The sequence below is a fragment of the Pseudomonas sp. B2M1-30 genome (assembly GCF_025447575.1).
Taxonomy (GTDB): Bacteria; Pseudomonadota; Gammaproteobacteria; order Pseudomonadales; family Pseudomonadaceae; genus Aquipseudomonas; species Aquipseudomonas botevensis.
Genome location: NZ_JAOEJT010000002.1, coordinates 387,778 through 412,231, shown reverse-complemented (window position 1 = coordinate 412,231; position 24,454 = coordinate 387,778). Strand labels below are relative to the sequence as shown.

The 24,454-nt window shown below is 61.5% G+C and carries 21 protein-coding genes; 16 read left to right on the top strand and 5 right to left on the bottom strand.

The genetic code is table 11. The features are described 5' to 3' along the window. Positions 1-44 precede the first annotated feature (44 nt). The 5 genes from N8H74_RS05560 to N8H74_RS05540 all read left to right on the top strand — a co-directional run bounded on the left by N8H74_RS05560 (position 45) and on the right by N8H74_RS05540 (position 4,766). Entirely contained in the window at positions 45-629 is a 585-nt protein-coding gene (locus tag N8H74_RS05560) for a TetR/AcrR family transcriptional regulator (protein ID WP_217829929.1), read from the top strand. A 226-nt stretch (positions 630-855) separates the two neighbouring features. Next, a complete protein-coding gene (locus N8H74_RS05555; protein WP_262146511.1) occupies positions 856-1,377 on the top strand; it encodes a helix-turn-helix domain-containing protein in 522 nt (173 codons plus the stop codon). Positions 1,378-1,398: 21 nt separating this feature from the next. Further along, positions 1,399-2,511 carry an HlyD family secretion protein gene (locus N8H74_RS05550; RefSeq protein WP_262146509.1) on the top strand — a complete coding sequence of 371 codons (1,113 nt, stop codon included), beginning with the start codon at positions 1,399-1,401 and terminating at the stop codon, positions 2,509-2,511. Further along, complete coding sequence (locus tag N8H74_RS05545) at positions 2,508-4,073, top strand: DHA2 family efflux MFS transporter permease subunit (protein WP_217829926.1); 1,566 nt, start codon at positions 2,508-2,510, stop codon at positions 4,071-4,073. Before N8H74_RS05550 ends, N8H74_RS05545 begins: the two co-directional genes overlap by 4 nt. A gap of 126 nt (positions 4,074-4,199) precedes the next feature. Then, positions 4,200-4,766 carry a helix-turn-helix domain-containing protein gene (locus tag N8H74_RS05540; protein ID WP_217829925.1) on the top strand — a complete coding sequence of 189 codons (567 nt, stop codon included), beginning with the start codon at positions 4,200-4,202 and terminating at the stop codon, positions 4,764-4,766. 74 nt (positions 4,767-4,840) lie between these two features. Here N8H74_RS05540 and N8H74_RS05535 read toward each other — a convergent pair whose 3' ends face one another. From N8H74_RS05535 to N8H74_RS05525, 3 genes are read right to left on the bottom strand one after another with little or no spacing between them, the layout of a single operon-like run. Further along, positions 4,841-6,250: an efflux transporter outer membrane subunit gene (locus N8H74_RS05535; protein ID WP_262146508.1), complete on the bottom strand. Its 1,410-nt coding sequence runs from the start codon at positions 6,248-6,250 to the stop codon at positions 4,841-4,843. 4 nt (positions 6,251-6,254) lie between these two features. Next, positions 6,255-9,386 carry an efflux RND transporter permease subunit gene (locus N8H74_RS05530; protein ID WP_262146507.1) on the bottom strand — a complete coding sequence of 1,044 codons (3,132 nt, stop codon included), beginning with the start codon at positions 9,384-9,386 and terminating at the stop codon, positions 6,255-6,257. A gap of 24 nt (positions 9,387-9,410) precedes the next feature. Continuing rightward, complete coding sequence (locus N8H74_RS05525) at positions 9,411-10,574, bottom strand: MexC family multidrug efflux RND transporter periplasmic adaptor subunit (RefSeq protein ID WP_217829922.1); 1,164 nt, start codon at positions 10,572-10,574, stop codon at positions 9,411-9,413. A gap of 117 nt (positions 10,575-10,691) precedes the next feature. Here N8H74_RS05525 and N8H74_RS05520 point away from each other — a divergent pair, with 117 nt between their 5' ends. The 5 genes from N8H74_RS05520 (at position 10,692) to N8H74_RS05500 (ending at position 14,721) form a co-directional block, all read left to right on the top strand. Continuing rightward, positions 10,692-11,282: a transcriptional regulator gene (locus tag N8H74_RS05520; protein WP_217829921.1), complete on the top strand. Its 591-nt coding sequence runs from the start codon at positions 10,692-10,694 to the stop codon at positions 11,280-11,282. A gap of 68 nt (positions 11,283-11,350) precedes the next feature. Further along, positions 11,351-11,713: a type 1 fimbrial protein gene (locus N8H74_RS05515; protein ID WP_217829920.1), complete on the top strand. Its 363-nt coding sequence runs from the start codon at positions 11,351-11,353 to the stop codon at positions 11,711-11,713. Positions 11,714-11,841: 128 nt separating this feature from the next. Further along, positions 11,842-12,438 (top strand): paraquat-inducible protein A, encoded by a 597-nt coding sequence (locus N8H74_RS05510; RefSeq protein WP_217829919.1) that lies wholly within the window; start codon positions 11,842-11,844, stop codon positions 12,436-12,438. Continuing rightward, complete coding sequence (locus N8H74_RS05505) at positions 12,435-13,094, top strand: paraquat-inducible protein A (RefSeq protein WP_262146505.1); 660 nt, start codon at positions 12,435-12,437, stop codon at positions 13,092-13,094. Before N8H74_RS05510 ends, N8H74_RS05505 begins: the two co-directional genes overlap by 4 nt. Beyond that, positions 13,075-14,721 carry an MlaD family protein gene (locus tag N8H74_RS05500; protein WP_262146504.1) on the top strand — a complete coding sequence of 549 codons (1,647 nt, stop codon included), beginning with the start codon at positions 13,075-13,077 and terminating at the stop codon, positions 14,719-14,721. Before N8H74_RS05505 ends, N8H74_RS05500 begins: the two co-directional genes overlap by 20 nt. A 75-nt stretch (positions 14,722-14,796) precedes the next feature. Here N8H74_RS05500 and N8H74_RS05495 read toward each other — a convergent pair whose 3' ends face one another. Further along, on the bottom strand, positions 14,797-15,702 hold the full coding sequence (locus N8H74_RS05495; protein WP_262146503.1) for a helix-turn-helix domain-containing protein: 906 nt from the start codon (positions 15,700-15,702) through the stop codon (positions 14,797-14,799). A gap of 162 nt (positions 15,703-15,864) precedes the next feature. Between N8H74_RS05495 and N8H74_RS05490 the strand changes: the two genes are divergently transcribed. From N8H74_RS05490 to N8H74_RS05470, 5 genes are all read left to right on the top strand, one after another. Next, positions 15,865-17,223: a glutamine synthetase family protein gene (locus N8H74_RS05490; RefSeq protein ID WP_262146502.1), complete on the top strand. Its 1,359-nt coding sequence runs from the start codon at positions 15,865-15,867 to the stop codon at positions 17,221-17,223. Between the two features lie 78 nt (positions 17,224-17,301). Next, positions 17,302-18,390 (top strand): polyamine ABC transporter substrate-binding protein, encoded by a 1,089-nt coding sequence (locus N8H74_RS05485; protein WP_262146501.1) that lies wholly within the window; start codon positions 17,302-17,304, stop codon positions 18,388-18,390. Beyond that, on the top strand, positions 18,387-19,688 hold the full coding sequence (locus tag N8H74_RS05480; protein ID WP_262146500.1) for an FAD-binding oxidoreductase: 1,302 nt from the start codon (positions 18,387-18,389) through the stop codon (positions 19,686-19,688). Before N8H74_RS05485 ends, N8H74_RS05480 begins: the two co-directional genes overlap by 4 nt. A gap of 119 nt (positions 19,689-19,807) precedes the next feature. Further along, positions 19,808-21,463 (top strand): MlaD family protein, encoded by a 1,656-nt coding sequence (locus N8H74_RS05475; RefSeq protein WP_262146499.1) that lies wholly within the window; start codon positions 19,808-19,810, stop codon positions 21,461-21,463. Between the two features lie 16 nt (positions 21,464-21,479). After that, on the top strand, positions 21,480-22,028 hold the full coding sequence (locus N8H74_RS05470; RefSeq protein ID WP_262146498.1) for a PqiC family protein: 549 nt from the start codon (positions 21,480-21,482) through the stop codon (positions 22,026-22,028). Here N8H74_RS05470 and N8H74_RS05465 read toward each other — a convergent pair. Continuing rightward, positions 21,986-23,302 (bottom strand): HAMP domain-containing sensor histidine kinase, encoded by a 1,317-nt coding sequence (locus N8H74_RS05465; protein WP_262146708.1) that lies wholly within the window; start codon positions 23,300-23,302, stop codon positions 21,986-21,988. The genes N8H74_RS05470 and N8H74_RS05465 overlap by 43 nt on opposite strands. Positions 23,303-23,678: 376 nt before the next feature. On the opposite strand from N8H74_RS05465, the gene N8H74_RS05460 reads away from it, so the two are divergent. Then, on the top strand, positions 23,679-24,251 hold the full coding sequence (locus tag N8H74_RS05460) for a histidine phosphatase family protein (RefSeq protein WP_262146707.1): 573 nt from the start codon (positions 23,679-23,681) through the stop codon (positions 24,249-24,251). Positions 24,252-24,454: the final 203 nt, after the last annotated feature.

The window sequence follows — 24,454 nt, the reverse complement described above, 5'->3', positions numbered from 1 at the left end:
ATGCTAAGCTCCGCCGCATGTCAATCCATCGCTGAGATCCACCCATGCGCTACTCCAAAACGCACAAGGAAGAGACACGATCCAGACTGCTTGAAACCGCACGAGCCATCACCAAGAAAGGCGGTTTCGGCACGACCGGCGTTGACGCGTTGATGTCCGCCATCGGCATGACGGGCGGTGCTTTCTACAGCCACTTCCCCTCCAAGCAGGCACTGTTCCAGGCGGTGATTGAAGACGAGATCCGAAACAGCACCGAAATGCTGGCTGGCGATCAAAACCAGTCAGGGGAGCAGTTGGAGCAATGTTTGCGCACCTACCTGAGCACCTTTCACTCGCTTCATCCCGATGAGGGGTGCGTGCTTCCCGCATTGGGCGCAGAGATCGCACGCGCCGAACCCGAAGTGCGCCAGACGGTCGAGAAAGGGTTGAAACACATTCAGCAGGCCTGGGCCAGACGTGTCGACGATCCGGAGGCTGCCTGGGCCATTCTCGCTCAATGTGTGGGTGCCTTGATGTTGTCCCGCGTCGTGGCGAAGGAGCAGACCCGCAAGGAAATCATTTCCTCAACCCGCCATACCATTGAGAAGCACTACTTGCGTCAACCGCACGGCGAATCGGTGGATCGCTGATACGGCCCCTCCCCGCATCGTCGGCGATTTGTTGCCCCGCGCCCTTTGGTTGCGGGGCTTTTTTTTGCTTGCTCGTTACTCCATCGAGCTTCCCTCCCCCTCCGAAATTGAGTTCGAGCACGAACCGATGACCGGCATCGACGCTTTAGAAAAGTCACTTCCATGATGAAATTATCTATGTAATATTATTTGCATAATATTTCACCGCTGACTGTGGAGAAGCCCGATGAAAAGAGCCAGCTTTCAACCTATGCCTTGTCCGGTTGCCCATGCCCTTGAGCACATTGGTGACGGCTGGAGCCTGTTGATCCTGCGTGATGCCTTCTACGGTCTGCGCCGTTTCGACGATTTCCTCAACAGCCTCGGTATCGCGTCGAACACCCTGACCCGCCGCCTCGGAGCACTGACCGCCGCCGGTTTGCTCGAACGCCGTCCTTATCAGGACAACCCGCCCCGTTACGAGTACCTCCTCACCGAAGCAGGCCGTGATCTACGCCCGGTCATCCTCACCCTGATGGCCTGGGGCGCCCGCCACACCAGCGGCTCGGACAAGGTTTTCCTGGCCGACGAAGCCACTGGCAAACCTGTGGATCTGGTGTTGATGGACGCCAACACCGGCAAGCCCATCGCCCGCGAGGGCCACCGGGTGCATGTGTCGCAGGACGCCGACGAATTGGCCAAATGGCGTGTGCGCACCGGTCAGGCCTATCGCGAGGCTGATGCCTTGATCAGCCACTTCCCCCATTAACGTCCCGCAAAGGTCATCGCCATGAACACTCAAGTCAGCCCCGAAGTCGTACAGGCCGCTCACCCCGCCCGCTCCAAAAAAGCCTTGAAACTCGGGCTGTTGGCCCTCGCCATCATCGGTGCCGTCGGTTACGGCGGCCACTGGTGGTCGGTCAATCGCTTCATCGAAGACACCGACGATGCCTATGTCGGCGCCGATGTCACGGTCATCAGTGCCAAGGTGCCGGGCTACATCAGTGAAGTGGTGGTGCAGGACAACCAGTTTGTCAAAGCCGGCGATCTGCTCGCTCGGATCGATGTGCGCGACTATCGCGCAGCACTGGCCAAGGCCGATGGCGCCGTCGCGGCGCAACAGGCCAGCCTGATCAACCTCGATGCGACCGAGCAATTGCAACAAGCGGTGATCGATCAGGCCAAGGCGCAGATCGATGCGTCGGACGCGGAAGCCAAACGCGCCGGGGATGACCACGCGCGCTATCAAAATCTGGTCCGCAGCCAGGCCGTCTCGGTCGAAAGTGCCCAGCGGGTCGACGCCACCTGGAAAACCGCCCGGGCCGATCGCGCTCGTGCAGAAGCCGGGCTGTTGGCGGCCCGCCGGCAACTGGCAGTGATCGAAAGCCAGCGCGGCCAGGCCCGCGCGGCCTTGCAGCAGGCGCAAGCCGAACGCGAACAGGCGCTGCTGAACGTCGGCTACACCGAGTTGCGCGCCCCTGTCGATGCGTATGTCGGCAACCGTCGCGTGCGGGTCGGCAGCTATGCCGCAGCGGGTAGCCAACTGATTTCGGTGGTCCCGGCGAAGGGACTGTGGATCGACGCCAACTTCAAGGAAGACCAACTGGCGCATATGCAGGAAGGCCAAAGCGTCAGCATCCGTGCCGATATCTTGCCCGGTCGTGAGTTTCACGGTCACGTTGAAAGCCTGGCACCGGCCACTGGCGCGCAGTTCAGCATATTGCCGCCGGAAAACGCCACCGGCAACTTCACCAAGATCGTGCAGCGCGTGCCGGTCCGCGTACGTCTGGACGCCGTCGATGCTCAACTGGGTGCGTTGCGTCCGGGATTGTCGGTGGTGGTCCGGGTAGACACTCATGATGCGTCGTCGCGCAACGAAGTGGCGCTGGCAGGCCAGCCATGAACAGCCCACTGCCGACACTGACCACGGCGCAAAAAGTCGCCGCCTTCGCGACCATGTGCGTGGGCATGTTCATCGCCCTGATCGACATCCAGATCGTCTCCGCGTCGCTCAAGGACATCGGCGGTGGTCTGTCGGCCGGTGCGGACGACACCGCCTGGGTGCAGACCGCTTACCTGATCGCGGAGATCATCGTGATCCCGCTCTCCGGCTGGCTCTCCCGAGTGATGAGCACGCGCTGGCTGTTCGCGGCGTCGGCAGCCGGTTTCACCTTGACCAGCCTGTTGTGCGCGCTGGCCTGGAACATCCAGAGCATGATTGCTTTCCGCGCCCTGCAGGGTTTCCTGGGCGGCTCGATGATCCCGCTGGTGTTCACCACGGCATTCATGTACTTCACCGGCAAACAGCGGGTGATCGCCGCCTCGACCATCGGCGCCATTGCCTCGCTGGCCCCGACCCTCGGCCCCGCGGTCGGTGGCTGGATCACCGACATTTCATCCTGGCACTGGCTGTTCTATATCAACCTGGTGCCGGGCTTGTTCGTGACGTTGGCCGTGCCGATGCTGGTGAAAGTCGACCGCCCCAACCTGGCCTTGCTCAAGGGCGCCGACTACATCGGCATGATCCTGATGGCGGTGTTTCTCGGTTGCCTGGAATACACCCTCGAAGAAGGCCCGCGCTGGAACTGGTTCAGCGACAGCACCATCGCCACCACTGCCTGGATCGCGGGCATCAGCGGTGCCTTGTTCATCTGGCGCTGCCTGGAGATTTCCGAACCGATTGTCGACCTGCGCGCCTTGCGTGATCGCAATTTCGCCCTCGGTTGCCTGTTCTCGTTTATCACCGGCATCGGCATTTTCGCCACCATTTACCTGACGCCGCTGTTTCTGGGCCGTGTTCGCGGATATGGATCGCTGGACATCGGCCTGGCGGTATTTTCCACCGGCGTCTTTCAGTTGCTGGCGATCCCGGTGTACGCGCTGCTGGCCAACCGCATCGATCTGCGCTGGATCCTGATGCTGGGCCTGGCCCTCTTCGCCGTGTCGATGTGGGATTTCTCGCCGATCACCCACGACTGGGGTGCCAAGGAGCTGCTGTTGCCGCAGGCAATTCGCGGCTTCGCCCAACAACTGGCGGTGCCGCCCGTCGTCACCCTCACCCTCGGATCTCTGGCCCCTGACCGGCTCAAGCTTGCCTCGGGACTGTTCAACCTGATGCGCAATCTGGGTGGCGCCATTGGCATTGCTGCGTGCGCCACGGTGCTCAACGATCGCACCAACCTGCATTTCCTGAGGCTGGCCGAACACCTCAATACCCGCAACGAAACCATGAATGCCTGGCTCGACCAACTGACCCTGAATGCCCAATTGCTCGGCCAGAACAGCCTCGAAGGCAGCCAGACCGCACTGCATCAACTGTGGGCTCTGACCTGGCGGGAAGCGCAGACGCTCACCTATGCCGACGCGTTCCTGATGATCATGTCGTGCTTTGTGGTCGCCACCTTGCTGGTGCCGCTGATGCACAAGGTTCAGCCGCCCAGACAACCGTCCGCCGACGCTCATTGAAGCCGTGCAGATTGCGAAGTGCCGTGTTCACGGCTGTAAAAATCAATACGGATTCGCCGTTTTCATTGTTCTCGCAAGCTTTTGCGGCACAATGCGTCCCATAGAAATTCGAGCCGAGACCTATTGATGTCCCTGACTGCCCAAGACGAACGACTCATCAAGGCGCTGGCCCTGGCCATCGTTGATCGCCCACGGGCGACGCTCAAGGAACTGGCCGAGTCCGCCGGCGTCAGCAAGGCCACCCTGCACCGCTTCTGCGGCACCCGCGACAACCTGGTGCAGATGATGGAGGGCCATGGCGAAACGGTGCTCAACCAGATCATTGCCACCACCGATCTGTTGCACGGTGAACCCGTGGCGGCGCTACGCAGCCTGATCAACGAGCACCTGGCGCACCGTGAAATGCTGGTGTTCCTGCTCTTCCAGTATCGCCCCGATACCCTGCCGACAAATGGCGAAGGCGATCGCTGGCAATCCTATGTGGATGCGCTGGATGCATTTTTTTTGCGTGGTCAGCAGCTCGGCGTATTTCGCATCGATATCACGGCGGCAGTGTTCAGCGAACTGTTCCTGACCCTGATTTTCGGCATGGTCGATGCCGAACGCCGTGGACGTGCCGCCAGCGCTAATTCGGCCAATGTGCTGGAGCAAATGTTCTTGCACGGCGCCGCCAGTCCCGCCCGTCCTCAGTAAAATCCAGGCGAAAAAAAGCCCCGCGATCAAATGATCCACGGGGCTGAAATCAGGCTGGATGCGCCAACCCGTTGCTATCGCACCTGCCGTTCGGCTGACCAGCCGCCGCCCAACGAACGGAACAGATCGACCAGGGCCAACTGCCGCTGCGTGCTGACCTCAATGAATGCCGACTCGTTGACGAAGCGCGTGCGCTGGGCGTCGAGGTAACGCAGGTGGCTGTCGATACCGCCCTCGTAACGGGCCTTGGCCAGCTTCAGCGTTTCGCTGCTGGTGTCGGCCAAGGCGCGTCGCGCCGCCTCCTCCCGGCGTAACGTGTCGGTGGCCGCCAATGCATCGGCCACTTCGCGAAACGCGGTCTGAATCGTCCCCTCATAAGCCGCCACGGCCGAGTCCTTGCGGGCTTCGGCAAGGCTCAGGCCCGCGCTGTTGCGCCCGGCGTCAAACAACGGCAACGACAGCGTCGGCACAAAGGCCCAGGAACGCGAACCGCCGTCGAACAACCCCGACATCTGCGCACTGGAAGTGCCGAAGCTGCCCGTCAGGCTGATGCGCGGAAAGAACGCCGCACGCGCCGCGCCGATGTCGGCATTGCGTGCCTGCAAGCGATGCTCGGCGGCAAGAATGTCCGGACGCCGCTCAATCAGCGTCGAGGTGGTATCGGGCGCAATGTCCTGAACCAGCATCGGTTGCTTCTGCACGGTTTGCGGGATCGACTTCGCGGCGTCCTTCGTTCCCAGCAACAACACCAACGCATTGAGCGCCTGCTGCTTCTGTCGCAGATTGCTTTCCTGTTCGGCACGAGACTGCTCGACCAGTCCCAGCGCCTCTTGGTAGTCCAGCGCACTGGCCGTACCGGTCGCGCGGCGCTGGCTGATCAGGGCGAACGAGTATTCGCGGCTGATCAGGGTCTGTTGCGTCAACTCCAGTCGGCGCTGGGCGCCATCATGGGTCAGATAGGCCTGACTGACTTCGGCGATCAAGGCGATCTGCGCCGCACGGGCGGCTTCCTCGGTGGCGAGGTACTCCTGCAACGCCGCGTCGCTGAGGCTCTTCACCCGGCCGAACAGGTCGAGTTCGTACTCAGGCAGGGCCAGGCCAACCTGATAGGTGCTGGACACCCCAGATCGGCCATCGCTGGACAGATCCGCCGGCAGGCGCTGGCGATTGCCCGACGCACTCGCGTTCAGCCCCGGCACCCGGTCGGCCCGCTGGATGCGGTATTGCGCCCGGGCCTGTTCGATGTCCAGCAGCGTCTGGCGCAACGAACGGTTGTTGTCCAGGGCCATGGTAATCAGACGGCGCAAATCGGGATCGACGATAAACGTCTGCCACGCCAGTTCATTGATCGGACTGCCCGGTCTGGCGGCCTCTTGCGCCCAGCTGTCGGCTACCGGCGCCACAGGACGCTGGTAAGTCGGCGCGAGGGAGCAACCGCCCAGTGCCATAGCGATCAGCAGCGTCGAAAAAGCAAAGATGCGCATGCAATCACTCCTGGGCCAGGGCCGGTTGTTCGAGGGTGGCAGGTTTGCGGCGCAGCCATGACAGCACCCACACAAAGCAGATCGGCACGAAGAGCACACCCAGCAAGGTCGCGCTGAGCATGCCACCGATCACGCCGGTGCCGATCGCCCGTTGACTAGCCGCCCCCGCCCCGCTCGCCAGAGCCAGTGGCACCACGCCGAGAATGAACGCCATGGACGTCATGACGATCGGCCGGAAGCGCAAGCGTGCCGCTTCGATGGCCGCGTCACGCAGGCTGTAACCCTTCTCCCACAGTTCCTTGGCGAACTCGACGATCAGGATCGCGTTCTTCGCCGCCAGACCGATGATGGTGATCAGGCCGACCTTGAAGTACACGTCGTTGGGTAGCCCCACGACCATCACCGCCAGGACCGCACCCAACGCGCCGATCGGCACAATCAGCATTACCGTCAGCGGAATCGCCCAGCTCTCGTAGAGCGCAACCAGCAGCAGGAACACCACCAGAATCGCCAGGGCAAACAGTTGCGTCGCCTGGCCGCTGGAGACCTTTTCCTGATAGGACAGGCCGGTCCACTCGTAGGTGATCCCGGACGGCAATTGCGAGGCCAGATGCTCCATCTCCGCCATCGCCTGACCGGTGCTGAAACCGGGGCCGGCGTCACCGACGATACGGATCGACGGGTAGCCGTTGTAGCGCACCAGTTGCACCGGACCTTCCTCCCAATGGGTGGTGACAAAGGCACTGAGCGGCACCAGGTCGCCGGCGCTGTTATGCACGTAGAGCTTGAGTACGCTTTCAGGGGTCATCCGGTCGCCCTGCTCGGCTTGCACCACCACCCGCTGCTGGCGACCGGCGTTGGTGAAGTCGTTGATCACCGCCGAGCCAAACGCCGACGACAGCGTGCTGTTGATGGACTCGAAACTGACGCCGAGAGTGCGCGCTTTGTCCCGGTCGACCACGATTCGCAGTTGCGGCGATTCAGCGAGACCTTCCATCATCGCGTAAAGGATTTTCGGATTGCCGTTGGCCTGCCCGAGTATTTGATCGCGCGCGTCAAGCAACGCCTGGCGGCCAAGTCCGGCGCGATCCTGCAAGCGCAGGGCAAAGCCGCCGGAGTTGCCCAGACCATCGATCGGCGGTGGTTGGACCGCCATGATCGTGCCGTCGTTGATCGCGGCAAACTGGCCGTTCACCGCGTTGGTTTCCGCCTCGGCCGACTGCTCCTTGCTGCGCACCGACCAATCCTTGAAAGTCGGAAACGCCAGCGCGGCGTTATCGCCCATGCCGGAGAAACTGAAGCCCGACACCAGGAACGTCGAGGCCACGGCTTCGCGGGACATGAGAAAGCGCTCCAGTTCTTCGCCCGTGGCATCGGTGCGGGTACGCGCCGCGCCCGGCGGTAACTGGACATCGACAATCATGTAGCCCTGATCCTCGACCGGGACGAAGGACTCAGGCAGGCGCAAGTAAAAGTAGCCCAGCATGGCGATGATGCCGACGTACACCAGCATCATCCGCCCCGCGCGTGCCACCAGCGCATTGTTGAGCAACGAATAGCGCTCGGTCAGGCGCGCAAAACCACGGTTGAAGGCGCCGAAGAAACCGCGTTTCTCGTGGTGTCCGTGGGGGATCGGTTTGAGCAGCGTGGCACACAGCGCCGGGGTGAAGGTCAGTGCGAGGAAACCGGAGAACAGAATCGACACCGCCAGCGACACCGAGAACTGCTGGTAGATCACCCCCACGGAACCGGCCATGAACGCCAGCGGCATGAACACCGCCGACAGCACCAGGGTGATGCCGATAATCGCTCCCGACACCTGCCCCATCGCCTTGATCGTCGCCTCCACCGGCGACAAGCCTTCCTCGGCCATCAGGCGCTCGACGTTCTCCACCACCACAATGGCATCGTCCACCAGAATGCCAATGGCGAGCACCATGCCGAACATGGTCATCATGTTCACCGAGAAGCCCAGCAGATACATCATCAGCAGCGTGCCGGCCAGGCACACCGGCACCACAATCGACGGAATCAGTGTGTAGCGCACGTTCTGCAGGAACAGAAACATCACCAGGAACACCAGGACCATGGCTTCGATCAGGGTATGGATCACCTTCTCGATGGCGACGTCGACGAACCGCGAAGTGTCGTAGGGGACGGAATATTCGACGTCCGCCGGAAAGTACGCCGACAACTCGGCCAGGCGTTCCTTGACCGCTGTTGCGGTTTGAATGGCATTGGCACCGGGGGACAACTGCACAGCCGCCGCCACTGCCGGTTTGCCGTCCAGACGCGAACTGAAGTTGTAGCTTTCCTGACCGATTTCCACCCGCGCGACATCCGCCAGTTTTACCGCCGAACCGTCACTATTGGCGCGCAGGACGATCTGACCGAATTCCTGCGGGTTATCCAGCGTGCCTTTCACCGCCAGAGTGGCGGTCAGCTCCTGCTGCGAACTGCTCGGGGTACTGCCGAAACTGCCCGCCGGCACCTGCACGTTCTGCCCGCGAATGGCGTTGCTCACATCGTCGATGGACAGTCCGTAGCCCACCAGTTTCTGCGGATCGACCCAGACCCGCATCGCCGCTTCGGACGAGAAGAATTGCAGCTTGCCGACGCCCGGAACCCGGCGCAGCTCGTTGTTGATGTTCCGCGCGGCGTAGTCACCGAGCATCGTGGTATCGCTGTGCTGCGAGCCCTCCTTGTAGCTGAGCGCATAGATCAGCAGGAACCCGGCGCTGGTCTGCTCAACCTCAAGACCCTGGGTAAGCACCGCTTGCGGCATGCGCGCCTCGGCCTTTTTGAGGCGGTTTTGCACATCGACCTGGGCCAGTTGCGGATCGGTGCCCGGCTGGAACGTGACGACAATCTCGGCGATGCCGTTGGAGTTGTTGGTCGACTCGAAATACAACAGGTTCTTCGCCCCGTTGAGCGATTCCTCGATCACGCTGGTGACCGAATCCACCAGGACTTTCGCCGAGGCACCGGGATAGGTCGCGGTGACCTTGATCTGCGGCGGCGCGACGTTGGGGTATTGCGCCACCGGCAGCATCGGGATGACCAGCAGGCCGGCCAGGGATATGAACAGCGCCACGACCCAAGCGAAGTTCGGGCGCTTGATGAAAAATTGAGACATCGGAAAATCCTCGGCGAATCGCCCTTACTGTTGCGCCGCAGGCGACTGCACCTGGGCCTGCACTTGAGTTTGCGCAGGCGCGACCTTGCCGCCCGGTTGCAGGCCGGCAAGACCGCCGACGATGACCTGATCGCCGACCTTCAAGCCTTCGCTGATTTGCCAGCGCGAACCCTGCATGGCGCCGGTGGTCACGCTGCGCGGCTCGACCCGATCGTCGGCGCCGACCACCATGACCACAGCGTTGCCATCGCTGCCGCGCTGCACGGCGCGTTGTGGCACGAGGATCGCCTGGTTGTCGGTGCCCTGAGGCGTGCGCACCCGCACATACATCCCCGGCAGCAACACGCCGTCGCTGTTGGCGAACTTGCCGCGCAACGACACCTGGCCGGTGCCGCGATCCACCGCGATATCAGTGAACAGCAACGCCCCCTGACGCTCGTACTGCGTGCCCTCAACCCGGATCGACAGTGCTTTGTTGTCGTCGCCGGACAGCTTTCCGTCCTTCAGCGACTCACGCAGACGCAGCGCATCGGCCACGGACTGGGTGAAATCGACATACACCGGATCGAGCTGTTGAATCCGTGCCATCAGCGTCACGTCGCCCTGCCCGACCAATGCACCTTCGGTGACCAACGCCCGCCCTACACGTCCCGAGATCGGCGCCTTGACCGAGGCATAACCCAGGTTCAAGCGCGCGGTTTCCAGATCGGCCTGAGCCGAACGGATCGCCGCCTGTGCGCTGCGCAAGTCGGCCGTGGCGCTGTCGAAATCCTGCTGGCTGACCGCCTCGATCTTCACCAGCGGCTCATAGCGTTTGACCCGCGCCTGCGCTTCATGGGCGACTGACTGCGCCCGCGCCAGATCACCTTCGGCCCGGGATACCGCCGCTTTCAAAGGCGCCGGATCGATCTGGAACAACAGGTCGCCGGCCTTCACATCCGCGCCTTCTTCAAAGTTCTTTTTCATGACGATGCCCGGCACCCGTGCGCGGACTTCCGCCACGCGCACCGGCTCAACCCGGCCCGGCAGTTCCGAACTCAGGGCCAGAGGCTCGGTGGTCACCGCCACCACTTCGACCGGCCGTGCCACTTCGGCCACGTTCGCCTGTTCAGTTGCCGGTCCGCACCCGGCCAAGGCAATGGCGACCGCCAATGAACTCGCCATTCCTATTGCACGCAAATTGCCCATGAATCACCCGAGGCTTGATTGAAAACGGCTCGAATGCTACTTTCGAATCCATAATGAGTCAAATATGTCTCATGTGAGAATTATGTGAATCTTTGTTAAAACCTCTGAGGCCTGCTGATGACCGCACCTTCCCATGACGAACCGTTGCTCAAGGCGCTGACCCTCGCGGTGGTTAACCGGCCACGGGCGACCATGAAGGAATTGGCGCAACTGGCGGGCATCAGCAAGGCAACGCTGCATCGCTTCTGCGGCACGCGGGAGAATCTGGAACACAGGCTGGAGGACTACGCCGGCGGCACGCTCAACCAAATCATCGTGAACGCAGGATTGCAGGAGGCCGAGCCGTTGGACGCGCTCCGCCGGTTGATCAGGGAACACCTCGCCCATCGCGAGCTGCTGGCATTTCTCGTGGCGCAATATCGCCCCGACTTCCTCGACTTCGAATGCGGCGGTGCCCGCTGGCTGTTTTACATGGAGGCGCTTGATGCGTTTTTTCTGCGCGGCCAGGAGCAAGGTGTGTTCCGCATCGACATCACGGCGGCGATCTTTACCGAGCTGTTTATTACGCTGGTGTACGGGTTAGTGGATGCAGAGCAGCGTGGACGTGCGGCCAATGCCGATTCGGCACGGACACTGGAGCGGATGTTTTTGCAGGGTGCTCTGAGCGAAAGCAGCAGCCGTTCGTCGGTGCAGCAGGCGACCCCATAACCGCTCAGCAAAACTCAAGTTCTGTCCACTCGTGACGACGTAATCCTTACAACCCCGAGGAGAGAGCCATGAGAATCCAGCACCTGCCCGTCGTCACCGGTCTTTTATTCGCCCTGAACAATGCGTGTTGGGCGGCTCCCCCTGCTACGCAAGGCGTCATACGGTTCCAGGGCGCCATTGTTGAAGCGCCTTGCAACACGGACAGGGTCATGCACTCGCGCTTCGACCTGACCCGCTGCCCCGCAGCCGCCCGCGCCATGACGGTCGAAGCCAACAGCGTTGATCCACTCAAGATTGCTTCGCCTGTCACGGTTCAACGGCTGTCTGACATCGACAACGGGCGTTTTCATGACCAGCAATACCAATTGGTGGATGAAGAAGGCGCACCACTGCGTTCAGGAAATTACCTGATCACCATGAGCCTGCTCTGATCTGCGACGGGCAGGCCAGTGACCTCGCCCTTGGGTGCAGGGCCATCACCAATAAAAATTTGCCGAATACCCCTGCGCTTCTATGCTTTTGAGATTCCGAGCCTTTCCCGCTTTCGGCGAGCCTGCCCATGGTCAACAGCAAAGATCTGATCATTTGCGAACACTGCGACTGTGTGTATGAGAAAGCCACGCTCGCCCGGCACCAGAAAACCCTCTGCGTGCGCTGCGGCGGCGTGCTGCAGCGCTACAACAATCTGACCGTGGAGCAACGTCTGGCGCTGTCGTTCACGGCGGCGATGTTGTGGCTGTTCGCCAATTTCTATCCGGTGATGAGCATCAGCCTCAAGGGCCTGAAGAACAGCGCGACGCTGTGGGATTCGGTGCTGGCCCTGAGTCAGGGGCCGATCACGTTCATGGCGATGGTAGCGGCGATTTCGATCATCATCGCCCCGGCGTTTCAGTTGGTGTTGCTGATCTGGGTGCTGGGGTTCGCCCTCACCTCGCGTCGTTCCCCGGCGTTCAAGCTGTGCATGCGCTGGCTGGAGGCTCTGCGGCCGTGGAGCATGCTGGAGGTGTGCTTGTTGGGGGCGATGGTAGCGGTGTTCAAACTGGCGGGGATGCTGGATGTGTTGCCCGGCATCGGACTGTTTGCTCTCGCTGTATTGAGCCTGTTGCTGATCCGCGTGGCCGGTCGCGATGTGCGCGACTTGTGGGATGTCCTGTGAGGCGCCCGCCGACAGCCACCGAGCTCAATCTGTGCCTGTGCCACAGTTGCGGGCTGGCGTGCGACATGACCGACGAGCCGCATCAGTGCCCACGCTGCGATGCGCCGCTGCACCGGCGCAAGACCAATTCCCTGGCCCGCACCTGGGCCTACATGTTCGCCGCCCTGGCGTTTTATGTGCCGGCCAATCTGCTGCCGGTGATGAACACCACGATGCTCGGCAGCGGTTCCGACAGCACGATCATGAGCGGCGTGCTGGAATTCTGGGAACACGGCGCCTGGGACATCGCGCTGATCATTTTCATCGCCAGTATCGCCGTGCCGGGCGTGAAGTTTGTTGCCTTGTCGCTGCTGCTGATCACCGTGCAGCGCGACAGCCTCTGGGCGCGCAAGGAGCGTTCGAAGCTGTTTCGTTTCGTCGAGTTGATCGGTTACTGGTCGATGCTCGATGTGCTGGTGGTCGCCCTGGTGGCGGCGCTGGTGAAGTTTCAGGCCCTGGGCGATATCGAGCCGCGACCGGGCATTCTGTTTTTCGGCCTGGTGGTGGTGTTCACCATGCTCTCGGCCATGAGTTTTGATCCCCGGCTGATCTGGGATCATTCAGCCCATCAAGAAGCCGTCGACGAAGAGGTCATGGATGAACCCATCCAGTCATGATGAAACCGGCAGTGCCCCGGTCAAGCGCCGCCGCTTCGGCGTCTCGCTGGTGTGGATCGTGCCGATTGTCGCGGTGCTGGTGGGGATTTCCCTGGTCATCCACAGCAAGATGCAGGAAGGCCCGACCATCGTCCTCAACTTCAAGACCGGCAGCGGCCTCACCGCCAATAAAACCGAAGTCAAATACCGCAATGTGGTGATCGGCCATGTCACCGACGTGGCGTTGAGCAACGATCAGAAGAACGTCAACGCCACAGTCAAACTGAGCAAACAGGCCGAAGGTTTTACCCGTGAGGATTCGAAGTTCTGGGTGGTGCGCCCACGTATCGGTGCGGGCGGCGTTTCAGGCATCGACACCCTGCTTTCCGGCGATTACATCGGCGCCGACATCGGCGAATCCAACGCCCGCGCCAAACATTTCACCGGACTGGAAAACCCGCCACCGATCACCTACGGCGAGCCGGGCAAGCGCTTCACGCTGCACACTCAGGACCTCGGTTCGCTGGACATCGGTTCCCCGGTCTATTACCGCAAGATTCCGGTCGGCCAGGTGGTGGCGTATGCGCTGGATGCCGATGGCAAGGGCGTGAATATCGAAGTGTTCATCAATGCGCCGAACGATGCCTTTGTCACCGATAACACGCGGTTCTGGAATGCCAGCGGCATCGATCTCGACATTGGCGCCAACGGTTTTTCGGTGAAGACCGAATCGCTTTCGACCTTGCTGGTGGGCGGGATCGCCTTCCGTGCCCCGGATTACAACCCCAACGACACTGCCGCCGCTGAAGACAAGACTTTCGATCTGTTCGCCGATCAGCAAACCGCCCTCGCCCCGCCCGCCGGCCAGGCGCAGTACATGGTGTTGCGGTTCGATCAGGCCATGCGCGGGCTCAAGGTCGATGCGCCGGTCGAGTTTCGTGGCGTGGAGATTGGCAAGGTGGTGTCGGTCAATCTGGATTTCGATGCAGAAAAACGCAGTTTCCCGGTCAACGTCGGTATCGTCATCTACCCGCAACGGCTGGGTCGGGCACACACCAATCTGCTCAAGGCGCTCAATCACACCACCGAGGATGAGAACGGCGCGGCGCAGATTCTCAGTACCTTTGTCGACAATGGTTTTCGCGCCCAGGCGCGCAGCGGCAACCTGCTGACCGGGCAACTCTACATCGCCCTGGACTTCTTCCCGAAAGTGCCCAAAGTGGCTTTCGACGCCAGCGCCCGGCCGATTGTACTGCCAACGATTCCGGGCAGCCTCGAACTGCTGCAGGAGCAGTTGCAGGCGATGGTCGAGAAGATCAACAAACTGCCGGTCGAGCGGATTGCGAGCAATCTGGATGGCAACCTCGTCGAACTGCGCAAGGGCCTGACCCAGTTCAACAGCAAGACGCTGCCCGGCGTGCAAAGCACCTTGCTCGACGTGAGCAAAACCCTGCAATCGGCCAGTTCGACCCTGGCCGAAGACTCGCCGCAACGGGAACAACTGACCCAGACCCTCGACGAACTCGGCCGGATGTCACGCTCGCTGCGTGAACTCTCGGACTACCTGGGCCGACACCCGGAATCACTGATTCGCGGCCGCCCCGAAGGCGTCGCCCCCATCGACATGAAAGGCCCGCCGCGCAACTGACGGGCACATCCCTTCAAGGTGGGAGTGGGCTTGCCCACGAAGAGGCCGGCACTGCCAACCGCTTCACTGGAGCGGTCAGCGCCACGAGCGCTTCAGGGTTTCGCTCGGCAGTTCGTTGAACAACGCGCGGTAGCTGCTGGAAAACCGTCCCAGGTGCCAGAACGACCAGTGCATTGCCACTTCGGCCACGGTGGTTTCGGTGGGCTTGCGCCTGAGCAATTCGCGATGGGCGCTGTTGAGGCGGCGCAGGCGCAGCCAGTGACTCGGCGTCATCCCGGTGTAAGCCTTGAACGCGTGCTGCAACTGGCGCAACGGCACTCCCGCCACCCGCGCCAGTTCCAGCAGATTGAGGGTTTCTTCCGGCGCGTCCGCTGTCCATTCGCCGATTCGTTTCATGATCGCCCGTTCTTCACTGCGCCGTTGCAGACTGCCGCGATCCAGGCATACGCAGGCGTTATCGAGAATGAACAGACAGTCTTCTAGCAGCTGCTGGGTCAGCGCTTCACGGCTCGGTGGATCGAAGGTCTGCGCCAGGCGCGTCAGGGTTGAACTCAGCCAACGGGTGAACAGCACGTTCTGCCCGCCATTGAGCGGTGCCATGAACAACCCTTCCAGTCGCGCCACGTCCACCCCCTGCTGACGGACGAACTCCGGACCGAACACCACGGCGATTTCCTGATAGTTCTCCGGGGTGATCCAGATGTTGCGGCTCTCTTCGTTCAACAGATACAGCGCGTTGTCACTGCGATCGAAACAGAACGCCAGCGCCCCTTCCGGCGCGCTGAAATTCTGCTCGACCCGGGTGTTCATCTGTTCCTCGTAGACCTCCACCCCGCTGAGGTCCAGATAGCGGATCTGCCCGGCGAAATGCCCCGGCGACATCTGTTGGTAATGCTGGACCCAGCCCGGTGTGGCGCGGATTTGCTCGGCCACATCGGCGGTGTTGAAAGCTTGAACCTGTAGCGGATTGCACGTCGTCATGGGGTGACCTTGCGCACTCTTTTGGTGCGCTTTGGTGCTGCTTAAAGTGGATAGATGGAACTGCAAGGCTCGCCCAAGATAGTCGTCAACGCGCCACAGGGGAAGCCTGCGGAAGATGAAACCGCACTCTCCGGCGTCTATGAAACCAAGAACGAGGTCTTTATGAATGCCCCTTTCGATCAGCTGTTCACGTGGCTGAAAGATCACAAGATTACCGAAGTCGAATGCGTGGTCAGCGACCTGACCGGCATTGCCCGCGGCAAGATCGCACCGACCAACAAGTTCCTGCATGAGCGAGGCATGCGCCTGCCGGAAAGTGTGCTGCTGCAAACGGTAACCGGGGATTTTGTCGACGACGACATCTACTACGACCTGCTCGACCCTGCCGACATCGACATGGTCTGCAAGCCAGTGAGCGACGCGGTGTACGTGGTGCCCTGGGCCATCGAGCCGACGGCCATCGTCATCCACGACACCTTCGACAAGTTCGGCAACCCGATCGAACTGTCGCCGCGCAACGTGCTGAAGAAAGTCCTGCAGCTCTACACCGACAAGGGCTGGAAGCCGATCGTCGCGCCGGAAATGGAGTTCTACCTGACCCAGCGCTGCGAAGACCCGGACTTGCCGCTCAAGGCGCCGCTGGGCCGTTCCGGGCGCGCGGAAAGCGGTCGTCAGTCGTTCTCCATCGACGCGGCCAACGAATTCGATCCGCTGTTCGAAGACGTCTACGACTGGTGCGAACTGCAAGGCCTGGACCTGGACACGCTGATCCACGAAGACGGCCCGGCGCAGATGGAAATCAACTTCCGCCACGGCGACGCGCTGGACCTGGCCGACCAGATCACCGTGTTCAAACGCACCCTGCGCGAAGCGGCGCTCAAGCACAACGTCACCGCGACGTTCATGGCCAAGCCGATCGGCGACGAACCCGGCAGCGCCATGCACCTGCACCAGAGCGTGGTCGAGATCACCACCGGCAAACCGATCTTCGCCAATGCCGACGGCTCGATGAGCGATCTGTTCCGCCAGCACATCGGCGGTTTGCAGAAGTACATCCCGAAAGTGCTGCCGATGTTCGCACCGAACGTGAACTCGTTCCGTCGTTTCCTGCCAGACACCTCGGCGCCGGTGAACGTCGAATGGGGCGAAGAAAACCGCACCGTCGGCCTGCGGGTGCCGACTTCCGGACCGGAAGCCATGCGCGTGGAAAACCGCCTGCCGGGTGCCGATGCCAACCCGTATCTGGCGATTGCCGCGAGCCTGCTCTGCGGCTACATCGGCATGGTCGAAGGCATTGAGCCGAGTGCCGCTGTCGAGGGCCGCGCCTATGAACGGCGCAACCTGCGCCTGCCGATCACCATCGAAGAAGCGCTGACGCAAATGGAAGAGTGCGACACCGTCGCGCACTACCTGGGCAGCAAATTCGTGCGCGGCTACGTGGCGGTCAAACGCGCCGAGCATGAAAACTTCAAACGCGTGATCAGTTCCTGGGAGCGCGAGTTCCTGCTGCTGAGCGTCTGACCCACAGCCCACGCTTCTGTGGGAGCGGGCTCGCCCGCTCCCACAACCTGAAAACCAATAATTCCAAGAGGTGTCGATATGCGTCTGTTGAAAACCATGGTTCCCGCCGCGCTGGCCCTGTTGTGCAGTGTCGGGGCACACGCCCAGCCCCAGGTCAGCGTCTACAACTGGACCGACTACATCGGCGAAACCACCCTCGCCGATTTCCAGGCGCAATCCGGAATCAAGGTGATCTACGACGTCTTCGACTCCAACGAAACCCTGGAAGGCAAGTTGCTCGCCGGTCGTACCGGCTACGACGTGGTGGTGCCGTCCAACCACTTCCTCGCCCGTCAGGTGAAGGCCGGTGCGTTCCTCAAGCTGGACCGCTCGCAACTGCCGAACTGGAAGAACCTCGACCCGAAACTGCTGGCCCTGCTGGAGAAAAACGATCCGGGTAACGCGCATTCCGTGCCGTACCTGTGGGGCACCAACGGCATCGGCTACAACGTCGACAAGGTCAAGCAAGTGCTGGGCATCGATCACATCGATTCCTGGGCCGTGCTGTTCGAGCCGGAAAACCTGAAGAAGCTGACCCAGTGTGGCGTGTCGATGATGGACTCGGCCGACGAAGTGTTCCCGGCGGTCCTCAACTACATGGGCATGGACCCGCGCAGCGAAAATGCCGAGGACTACAAGAAGGCCGAAGCCAAACTGCTGAGCATCCGTCCGTACATCACCTATTTCCATTCCTCGAAATACGTCTCGGACCTGGCCAACGGCGATATCTGCGTGGCCTTCGGTTACTCCGGCGACGTATTCCAGGCCGCCAATCGTGCCAAGGAAGCCAAGAACGGCGTGAACATCGCCTATGCGATTCCCAAGGAAGGCGCCAACCTGTGGTTCGACCTGCTGGCGATTCCCGCCGATGCCGGCAACAGCCGGGAAGCCCACGCCTTCATCAATTACCTGCTCGACCCGCAAGTGATCGCCAAGGTCAGCGCCTCGGTCGGCTACGCCAATCCGAACCCGGCGGCCAAACAGTTCATGGACCCGGATCTGGTCAGCAATCCTGAGGTTTACCCGTCCCAGGAAGTCCTCGACAAGCTCTACATCTCCTCTACCCCGCCCCAGTCGATCATGCGTCTGATGACCCGTTCCTGGAGCAAAGTGAAGTCGAACAAATGAACCAGTACACCCAGGAACATGCCCGCTCCTATTACGCCGCCTCGGCTCGGGCCACCACCGCTTATCCTGAGCTGGAAGGTGATCTGAGCGCCGACGTCTGCGTGATCGGCGGCGGCTTTACCGGCGTCAACACCGCCATCGAACTGGCTCAACGCGGTTTGTCGGTGGTGTTGCTCGAAAGCCGGCGGATCGGCTGGGGCGCGAGCGGTCGCAACGGCGGCCAGTTGATTCGCGGCATCGGTCACGCCGTCGAGGGCTTCTCGCGCTACGTCGGCTCCGAAGGCGTGCGCTACCTGCAGCGGGCCGGAATCGATTCGGTGGAGCTGGTGCGCCAGCGCATCGGCGAGCACGGCATCGAATGCGACTTGCGCTGGGGCTTTTGCGAACTGGCGAATACCCCGGCGCAGTTTGCCGCGTTCATCGACGAACAGGCCGACCTCGCCGAACTGGGCTACGTCCATCAAACCCGATTGGTCGGCCCCGATCAGATTCGTCAGCACGTAGTTAACACCGACATCTACGCCGGTGGCCTGATCGACATGGGCTCGGGGCACCTGCATCCGCTGGATCTGGTGCAGGGTGAAGCGCGTCTGGCCGCGTCTCTCGGCGTGCGGATCTTCGAGTACAGCCCGGCGCTGGAAATCATGCATGGCCCGACCGTGCAGGTGCGTTGCGCCAACGGCACGGTGCGCGCCGGCAGCCTGGTGCTGGGCTGCAACGCCCATCTGGACGAACTCGAGCAACGCCTGAGCGGCAAAGTCCTGCCCGCCGGCAGCTACATCATTGCCACCGAGCCGTTGTCGGCAGACGTTGCCGCTGAACTGATCCCGCAAAACCTGGCGTTGTGCGACCAGAAAGTCGGCCTCGACTATTACCGGCTCTCGGCGGACCGACGCCTGCTGTTCGGCGGTGCCTGCCATTACTCGGGCCGCGACCCGGCGGACATCGCCGCGTACATGCGACCCAAGATGCTCAAGGTGTTCCCGCAACTGGCGCAGGTGCGCGTCGATTATCAATGGGGCGGCAAGATCGGCATCACCGCCAACCGCTTCCCGCAGGTCGGACGGCTCAAGCAGCATCCGAATGTGTTCTACGCCCAGGGCTATTCCGGCCATGGCCTGAACGTCACGCACTGGTGCGCCAAGCTGCTCGGCGAGGCGATTCACGCCGGGCACAGTCAGGGTATGGACGTGTTCAGCGGCGTGCCGCACATGACCTTCCCCGGCGGCCCGGCGTTGCGTTCGCCATTGCTGGCATTGGGCATGTTCTGGTATCGGCTGCGGGAAATGCTCGGCTGATCCGTTCGCGTTACCGATCAATCGGGCAGGTTCCGATGCAAAGTCGCAAAGCACTTCTATATTGATGAAGTGCTTTTGCGTTCCTGACGCGCATGGCCGAACCACCCAGGAGGTCATGGATGCAGCCGTCAGCCACCGACAAATCCCCCGCACCGGGCCAGGCGCCGATCAAGACCCGACGCTTCAGCGTGTCGCTGGTGTGGATCGTGCCGATCGTCGCGGTGCTGGTGGGGATTTCGCTGGTGGTGCACAACCTGATGCAGGAAGGCCCGAGCATCACGATCACCTTCAAGACCGGCAGCGGCCTCACCGCCAACAAGACTGAAGTCAAATACCGCAACGTGGTGATCGGCGAGGTTACCGACGTCGAGTTGAGCGGCGACCAGAAGAGCGTCATCGCCACCATCAAACTGGCCAAACAGGCCGAAACCTTCACCCGCGAAGACTCGCAATTCTGGGTGGTGCGCCCACGCATCGGCGCCGGTGGCGTGTCGGGCATCGATACTCTGCTCTCCGGCGACTACATCGGCGCCGATATCGGCCAGTCCAACAGCCGCTCCAGACACTTCAAGGGCCTGGAGAATCCACCGCCGATCACCTACGGCGAACCGGGCAAGCGCTTCAACCTGCACACCGACGACCTCGGCTCGCTGGACATCGGCTCCCCGGTCTATTACCGCAAGATTCCGGTCGGCCAGGTAGTCGCCTACGCGCTGGATGCCGATGGCAAAGGGGTGAATATCGAAGTGTTCATCCATGCGCCAAACGATGCCTACGTCACCCAGAACACCCGGTTCTGGAACGCCAGCGGCGTGGACGTCAATGTCGGCGCCAACGGTTTTGCGGTGAAGACCGAATCGTTGTCGACGCTGCTGGTCGGCGGCATCGCCTTCCGCGCGCCCGAGTACAGTCCCAATGACGTCGCGGCGGCGGAAGAAACCCGGTTCGACCTGTTCGACGACCAGCAAACCGCCCTCGCCCCACCCGCCGGCAAGGCGCAATACCTGGTCCTGCGTTTCGATCAGGCGCTGCGCGGGCTCAAGGTCGGCGCTCCGGTGGAATTTCTGGGCATCGAATTCGGCAGAGTGGTCGGCATCAACCTCGATTACGACGAGAAGAAACGCAGCTTCCCGGTGAACGTCGGCATCCTGATCTACCCGCAGCGCCTCGGCCAGGCCCATGTGAAGATGCTCAAGGTGCTCAACCACAATCCCGACGACGAAGCCGCTGCCGTGCGCCTGATCGGCACCTTCATCGACAACGGCCTGCGTGCCCAGGCGCGTAACGGCAACCTGCTGACCGGTCAGTTGTACATCTCGCTGGATTTCTACCCGAAAGCCGAGAAGGTCGTGTTCGACCCGACGGCGCGGCCACCGAGCATTCCGACCATTCCGGGCAGCCTCGAACAATTGCAGGAAAAACTGCAGGCCATGGTCGACAAGATCAACAAGCTGCCGGTGGAACGGATTGCCGGCAACCTCGACAGCAATCTGGTCGAGCTGCGCAAGGGCCTGACCCAGTTCAACGCCAAGACCCTGCCGGGGGTGTCGACCACCCTCGCCGACGTCAGCAAAACCCTGCAATCGGCCACCTCGACACTCGCCGAAGATTCGCCGCAACGTGAACAACTGACGCAGACCCTCGACGAACTGGGGCGCATGTCGCGCTCCCTGCGTGAACTCTCGGACTATCTGGGTCGGCATCCGGAATCGCTGATCCGTGGCCGTCCCGACAACGCCGCACCGCTGGATCTGAAAGCGCCGCCACGCAATTGAGCACAGGAGCTGTTCCATGGCCTCACCGCTGAAAATCACGCTGCTCGCCACTTGCTTGCTGCTCGGGGCCTGCCGCAGCGACCCGATCAGCTTTCACACCCTGACTCCGGTGCAACCCGGCGGCACTCGCGCCGGAGCGGAAATCCCGATTGAAGGGATCACCGTGCCGCCCCAGGTCGACCGCCCGCAAATCGTCATTCGTCAGGGCACCAACGGTCTGGCGATTCTGGAAACCCAATGGTGGGGCGCGAGCCTGGCGGACGAGTTGCGCAGCGCGCTGGAGGATCAACTGAGCAATACCGGCGGCAGCAAGGTATCGGTACGCATCGATGTGCAGCGCTTCGATTCGATCCCCGGACAATACGGCCTGATCGACGTCAAATGGCGCCTGCGCACGGTGGGTGCCAGCGACGCCACTCCGCTCACCTGTCGCTCGACCCTGCAAACCCCGTCCGGGCCGAGCATCGACGAGTTGGTGGCTGCCCAGCAAAACAACGTCAAACGCCTGGCTGCGTTGATCAGTCAGGCGGCGGGCAGCCCACGGGGTTGCCCTTCGGCCTCCTGAGTCGTCGGCGTCAACGTCACGGTGAAACAGCAACCATTGGGCTCGCGGGTACTGAGTTGTACCTGCCATTGCTGCCGGTTGCAGATACGCTGCACCAGCGACAGCCCCAGGCCGAGCCCTTCCCCGCGCTGCTCGTCACCGCGCACAAACGGCTGGAACATCGCGTTTTGTTTCTCTAGCGGAATGCCGATGCCGCTGTCTTCGACGATAAAGCTGTCTTCGAGCAGGGTCAGGCGGACAAATCCATGATCGGTGTAGTGCCAGGCGTTGCGCAGCAGGTTGCCCATCACCGATTGCAGAAACGTCAGGTTGTAGCGCGTCGTACCGGCCGGTCGCGCGTCGTAGATGAATTCAAGACCTTTCTCGCGGATCAACCGCGCCCAGATTTCTACCTGGGCATCGGCCACTTGCCGGAGTGTGCAAACGGAACCGGCACCCACGTCATCCTGCGGTTTGCGCGCCAGCATCAAAAAGGTTTCGACCAGTTGCTGCATTTCATGGCTGGCCCGGGCGATGCGATTGACTTGCGCGGTGGACCGGGCATCCAGCGACGGATTGGCCAGCAGCAGCTCGCAGGACGTGGCAAGAACCATCAACGGCGTGCGCAACTCGTGGCTGACATCACTGGTGAAGAGTTTTTCCCGACTCAGGGTTTGTCTCAGTCGGCCCAGCGTCTGGTCGAAAGCCAGTGCCAGCTCGCCGACTTCGTCGGCGGCATATTCGGGACGCAATGGCGGCGCCATCTCGATCAGTTGATCGCGATGGCGCACCTGCCGCGCCAGACGGATCACCGGCGCCATGACCCGGCGCGCCAGCAAGCGGCCCAGCACGATGGCCAGCACCACGCTGAGAACAAAACCGACGATTACCACGATGAACAGCAAATGCTCACGCTGCAACAAGCTTTCCTGATCCAGCAACAACACGTACTTGCGTCCGCCGACCGCCTCGACCATGGCATAAAAGTCATCGTCGTCGAGGCGTATTTCCTGGAAGCCCGGTGCCAGCGCCGCCAGTTGCCTGGTCAGGGCCATATCTCCTTGCCCGCCCTCGTAAAAGAACAGCTCGTTCTTTTCCGGAACGTGGCTCCAGCGGCTGATGTCGTCCGTGGCCAGCAAACCACGCAATTCGGCACTGAGGGTGGTCAGGGTCAGTTTGTGTTCCACCACATGCACGGAAGCCAGAATGCCCAGGGCGAATATACCGGCGACCAGCGTGCTCATCAGGGCGAATACGACCACGATCCGTCTCGTGAGGTTCTGCTTGAGGTCCATCCGTCTCACTGACTCCGCCTGATTGAAAATTGCAGCTTCGCCTCGACCATCGGCATTTGTTAAGCCCCAGGCAAACAAAACGAGCATTTGAGTTTATTTATCAAATAGCCGTTTTAGTTGCGGCGCCGGGTCACTCGCAAATTTTTCACATGTTCTTCACCGGGTTCACACGCCCCTGAACCTAGCATTCAGCATCCATTCAAGTTGAGCGCGGTAAAGTTGCGCTACCCATCAGTCTTGAATTGCGCCGAATCAAGTTTTCTGGATCCACAGGGGCAATATCGTGCTTGCACAATTACAACTAAAGACGCCATCCAGGCGATGGCGTGTATCTCGTCTGCGCGTGTTAATTGCCGTGGTTGGCACCGTTTTACTGATGGGCCTGGTGAGCGGATTTGTCTGGTGGCCACGTTCACCGACCGATCTCGGCCATGCCGGCCGTGCGGCCACTTCGCAATGGCTGAGCGCCTGGCAGGCTGGAGAAATTGTTGCGTTGGTGCGTCACACCGAACGCTGCGACCGTTCGAGCAACCCGTGCCTGGGGCCGGCCGACGGCATCACCCAAGTGGGCAGCGAGGCGGCAGCCGCCGTCGGCCGTGGCTTCATGCAGTTGGGCATGCAGCAGGCCGAGGTGCTGAGCAGCCCGCTGACCCGTACCGTGCAAACCGCGCATTACATGTTCGGCAGCGATGCGGTCACTCAGGACTGGCTGGCAACCTGTGGCTCGGCCCTGCGCGATGACGTCGTGGCGCACAAGAGCGCCGGACACAATTTGGTGCTGGTCACCCACAGTGGCTGTATCAGCGACTTCGAAAAGCAGACCGGCTACCCCCATGCGGTCACCGCCGAATATGGCAGCGCATTGTTGTTACGTGTTGATGCACACGGCCAATTGAAAGTGCTCGGCATCATCAACCCAGTCGCTTGGTCGCAAATAAAAAATCAATAAACAAACAGTACGAATGAAATATAAACCTGCGCTGCCGCGCGCCCTCTACTTAGTTGGCTGCAAACACTCTGTAACAAACCACGCGCTTTCAATGCCTGGACTTTTTCTGTTTTCGAGCTTGGCTTTCAGAAAGAACTTCGAGCTGGAAGCACGCTAGTTCCTTAAATGCGGGAAACGTCCGTCGACGTCACGCGCCTGCATTT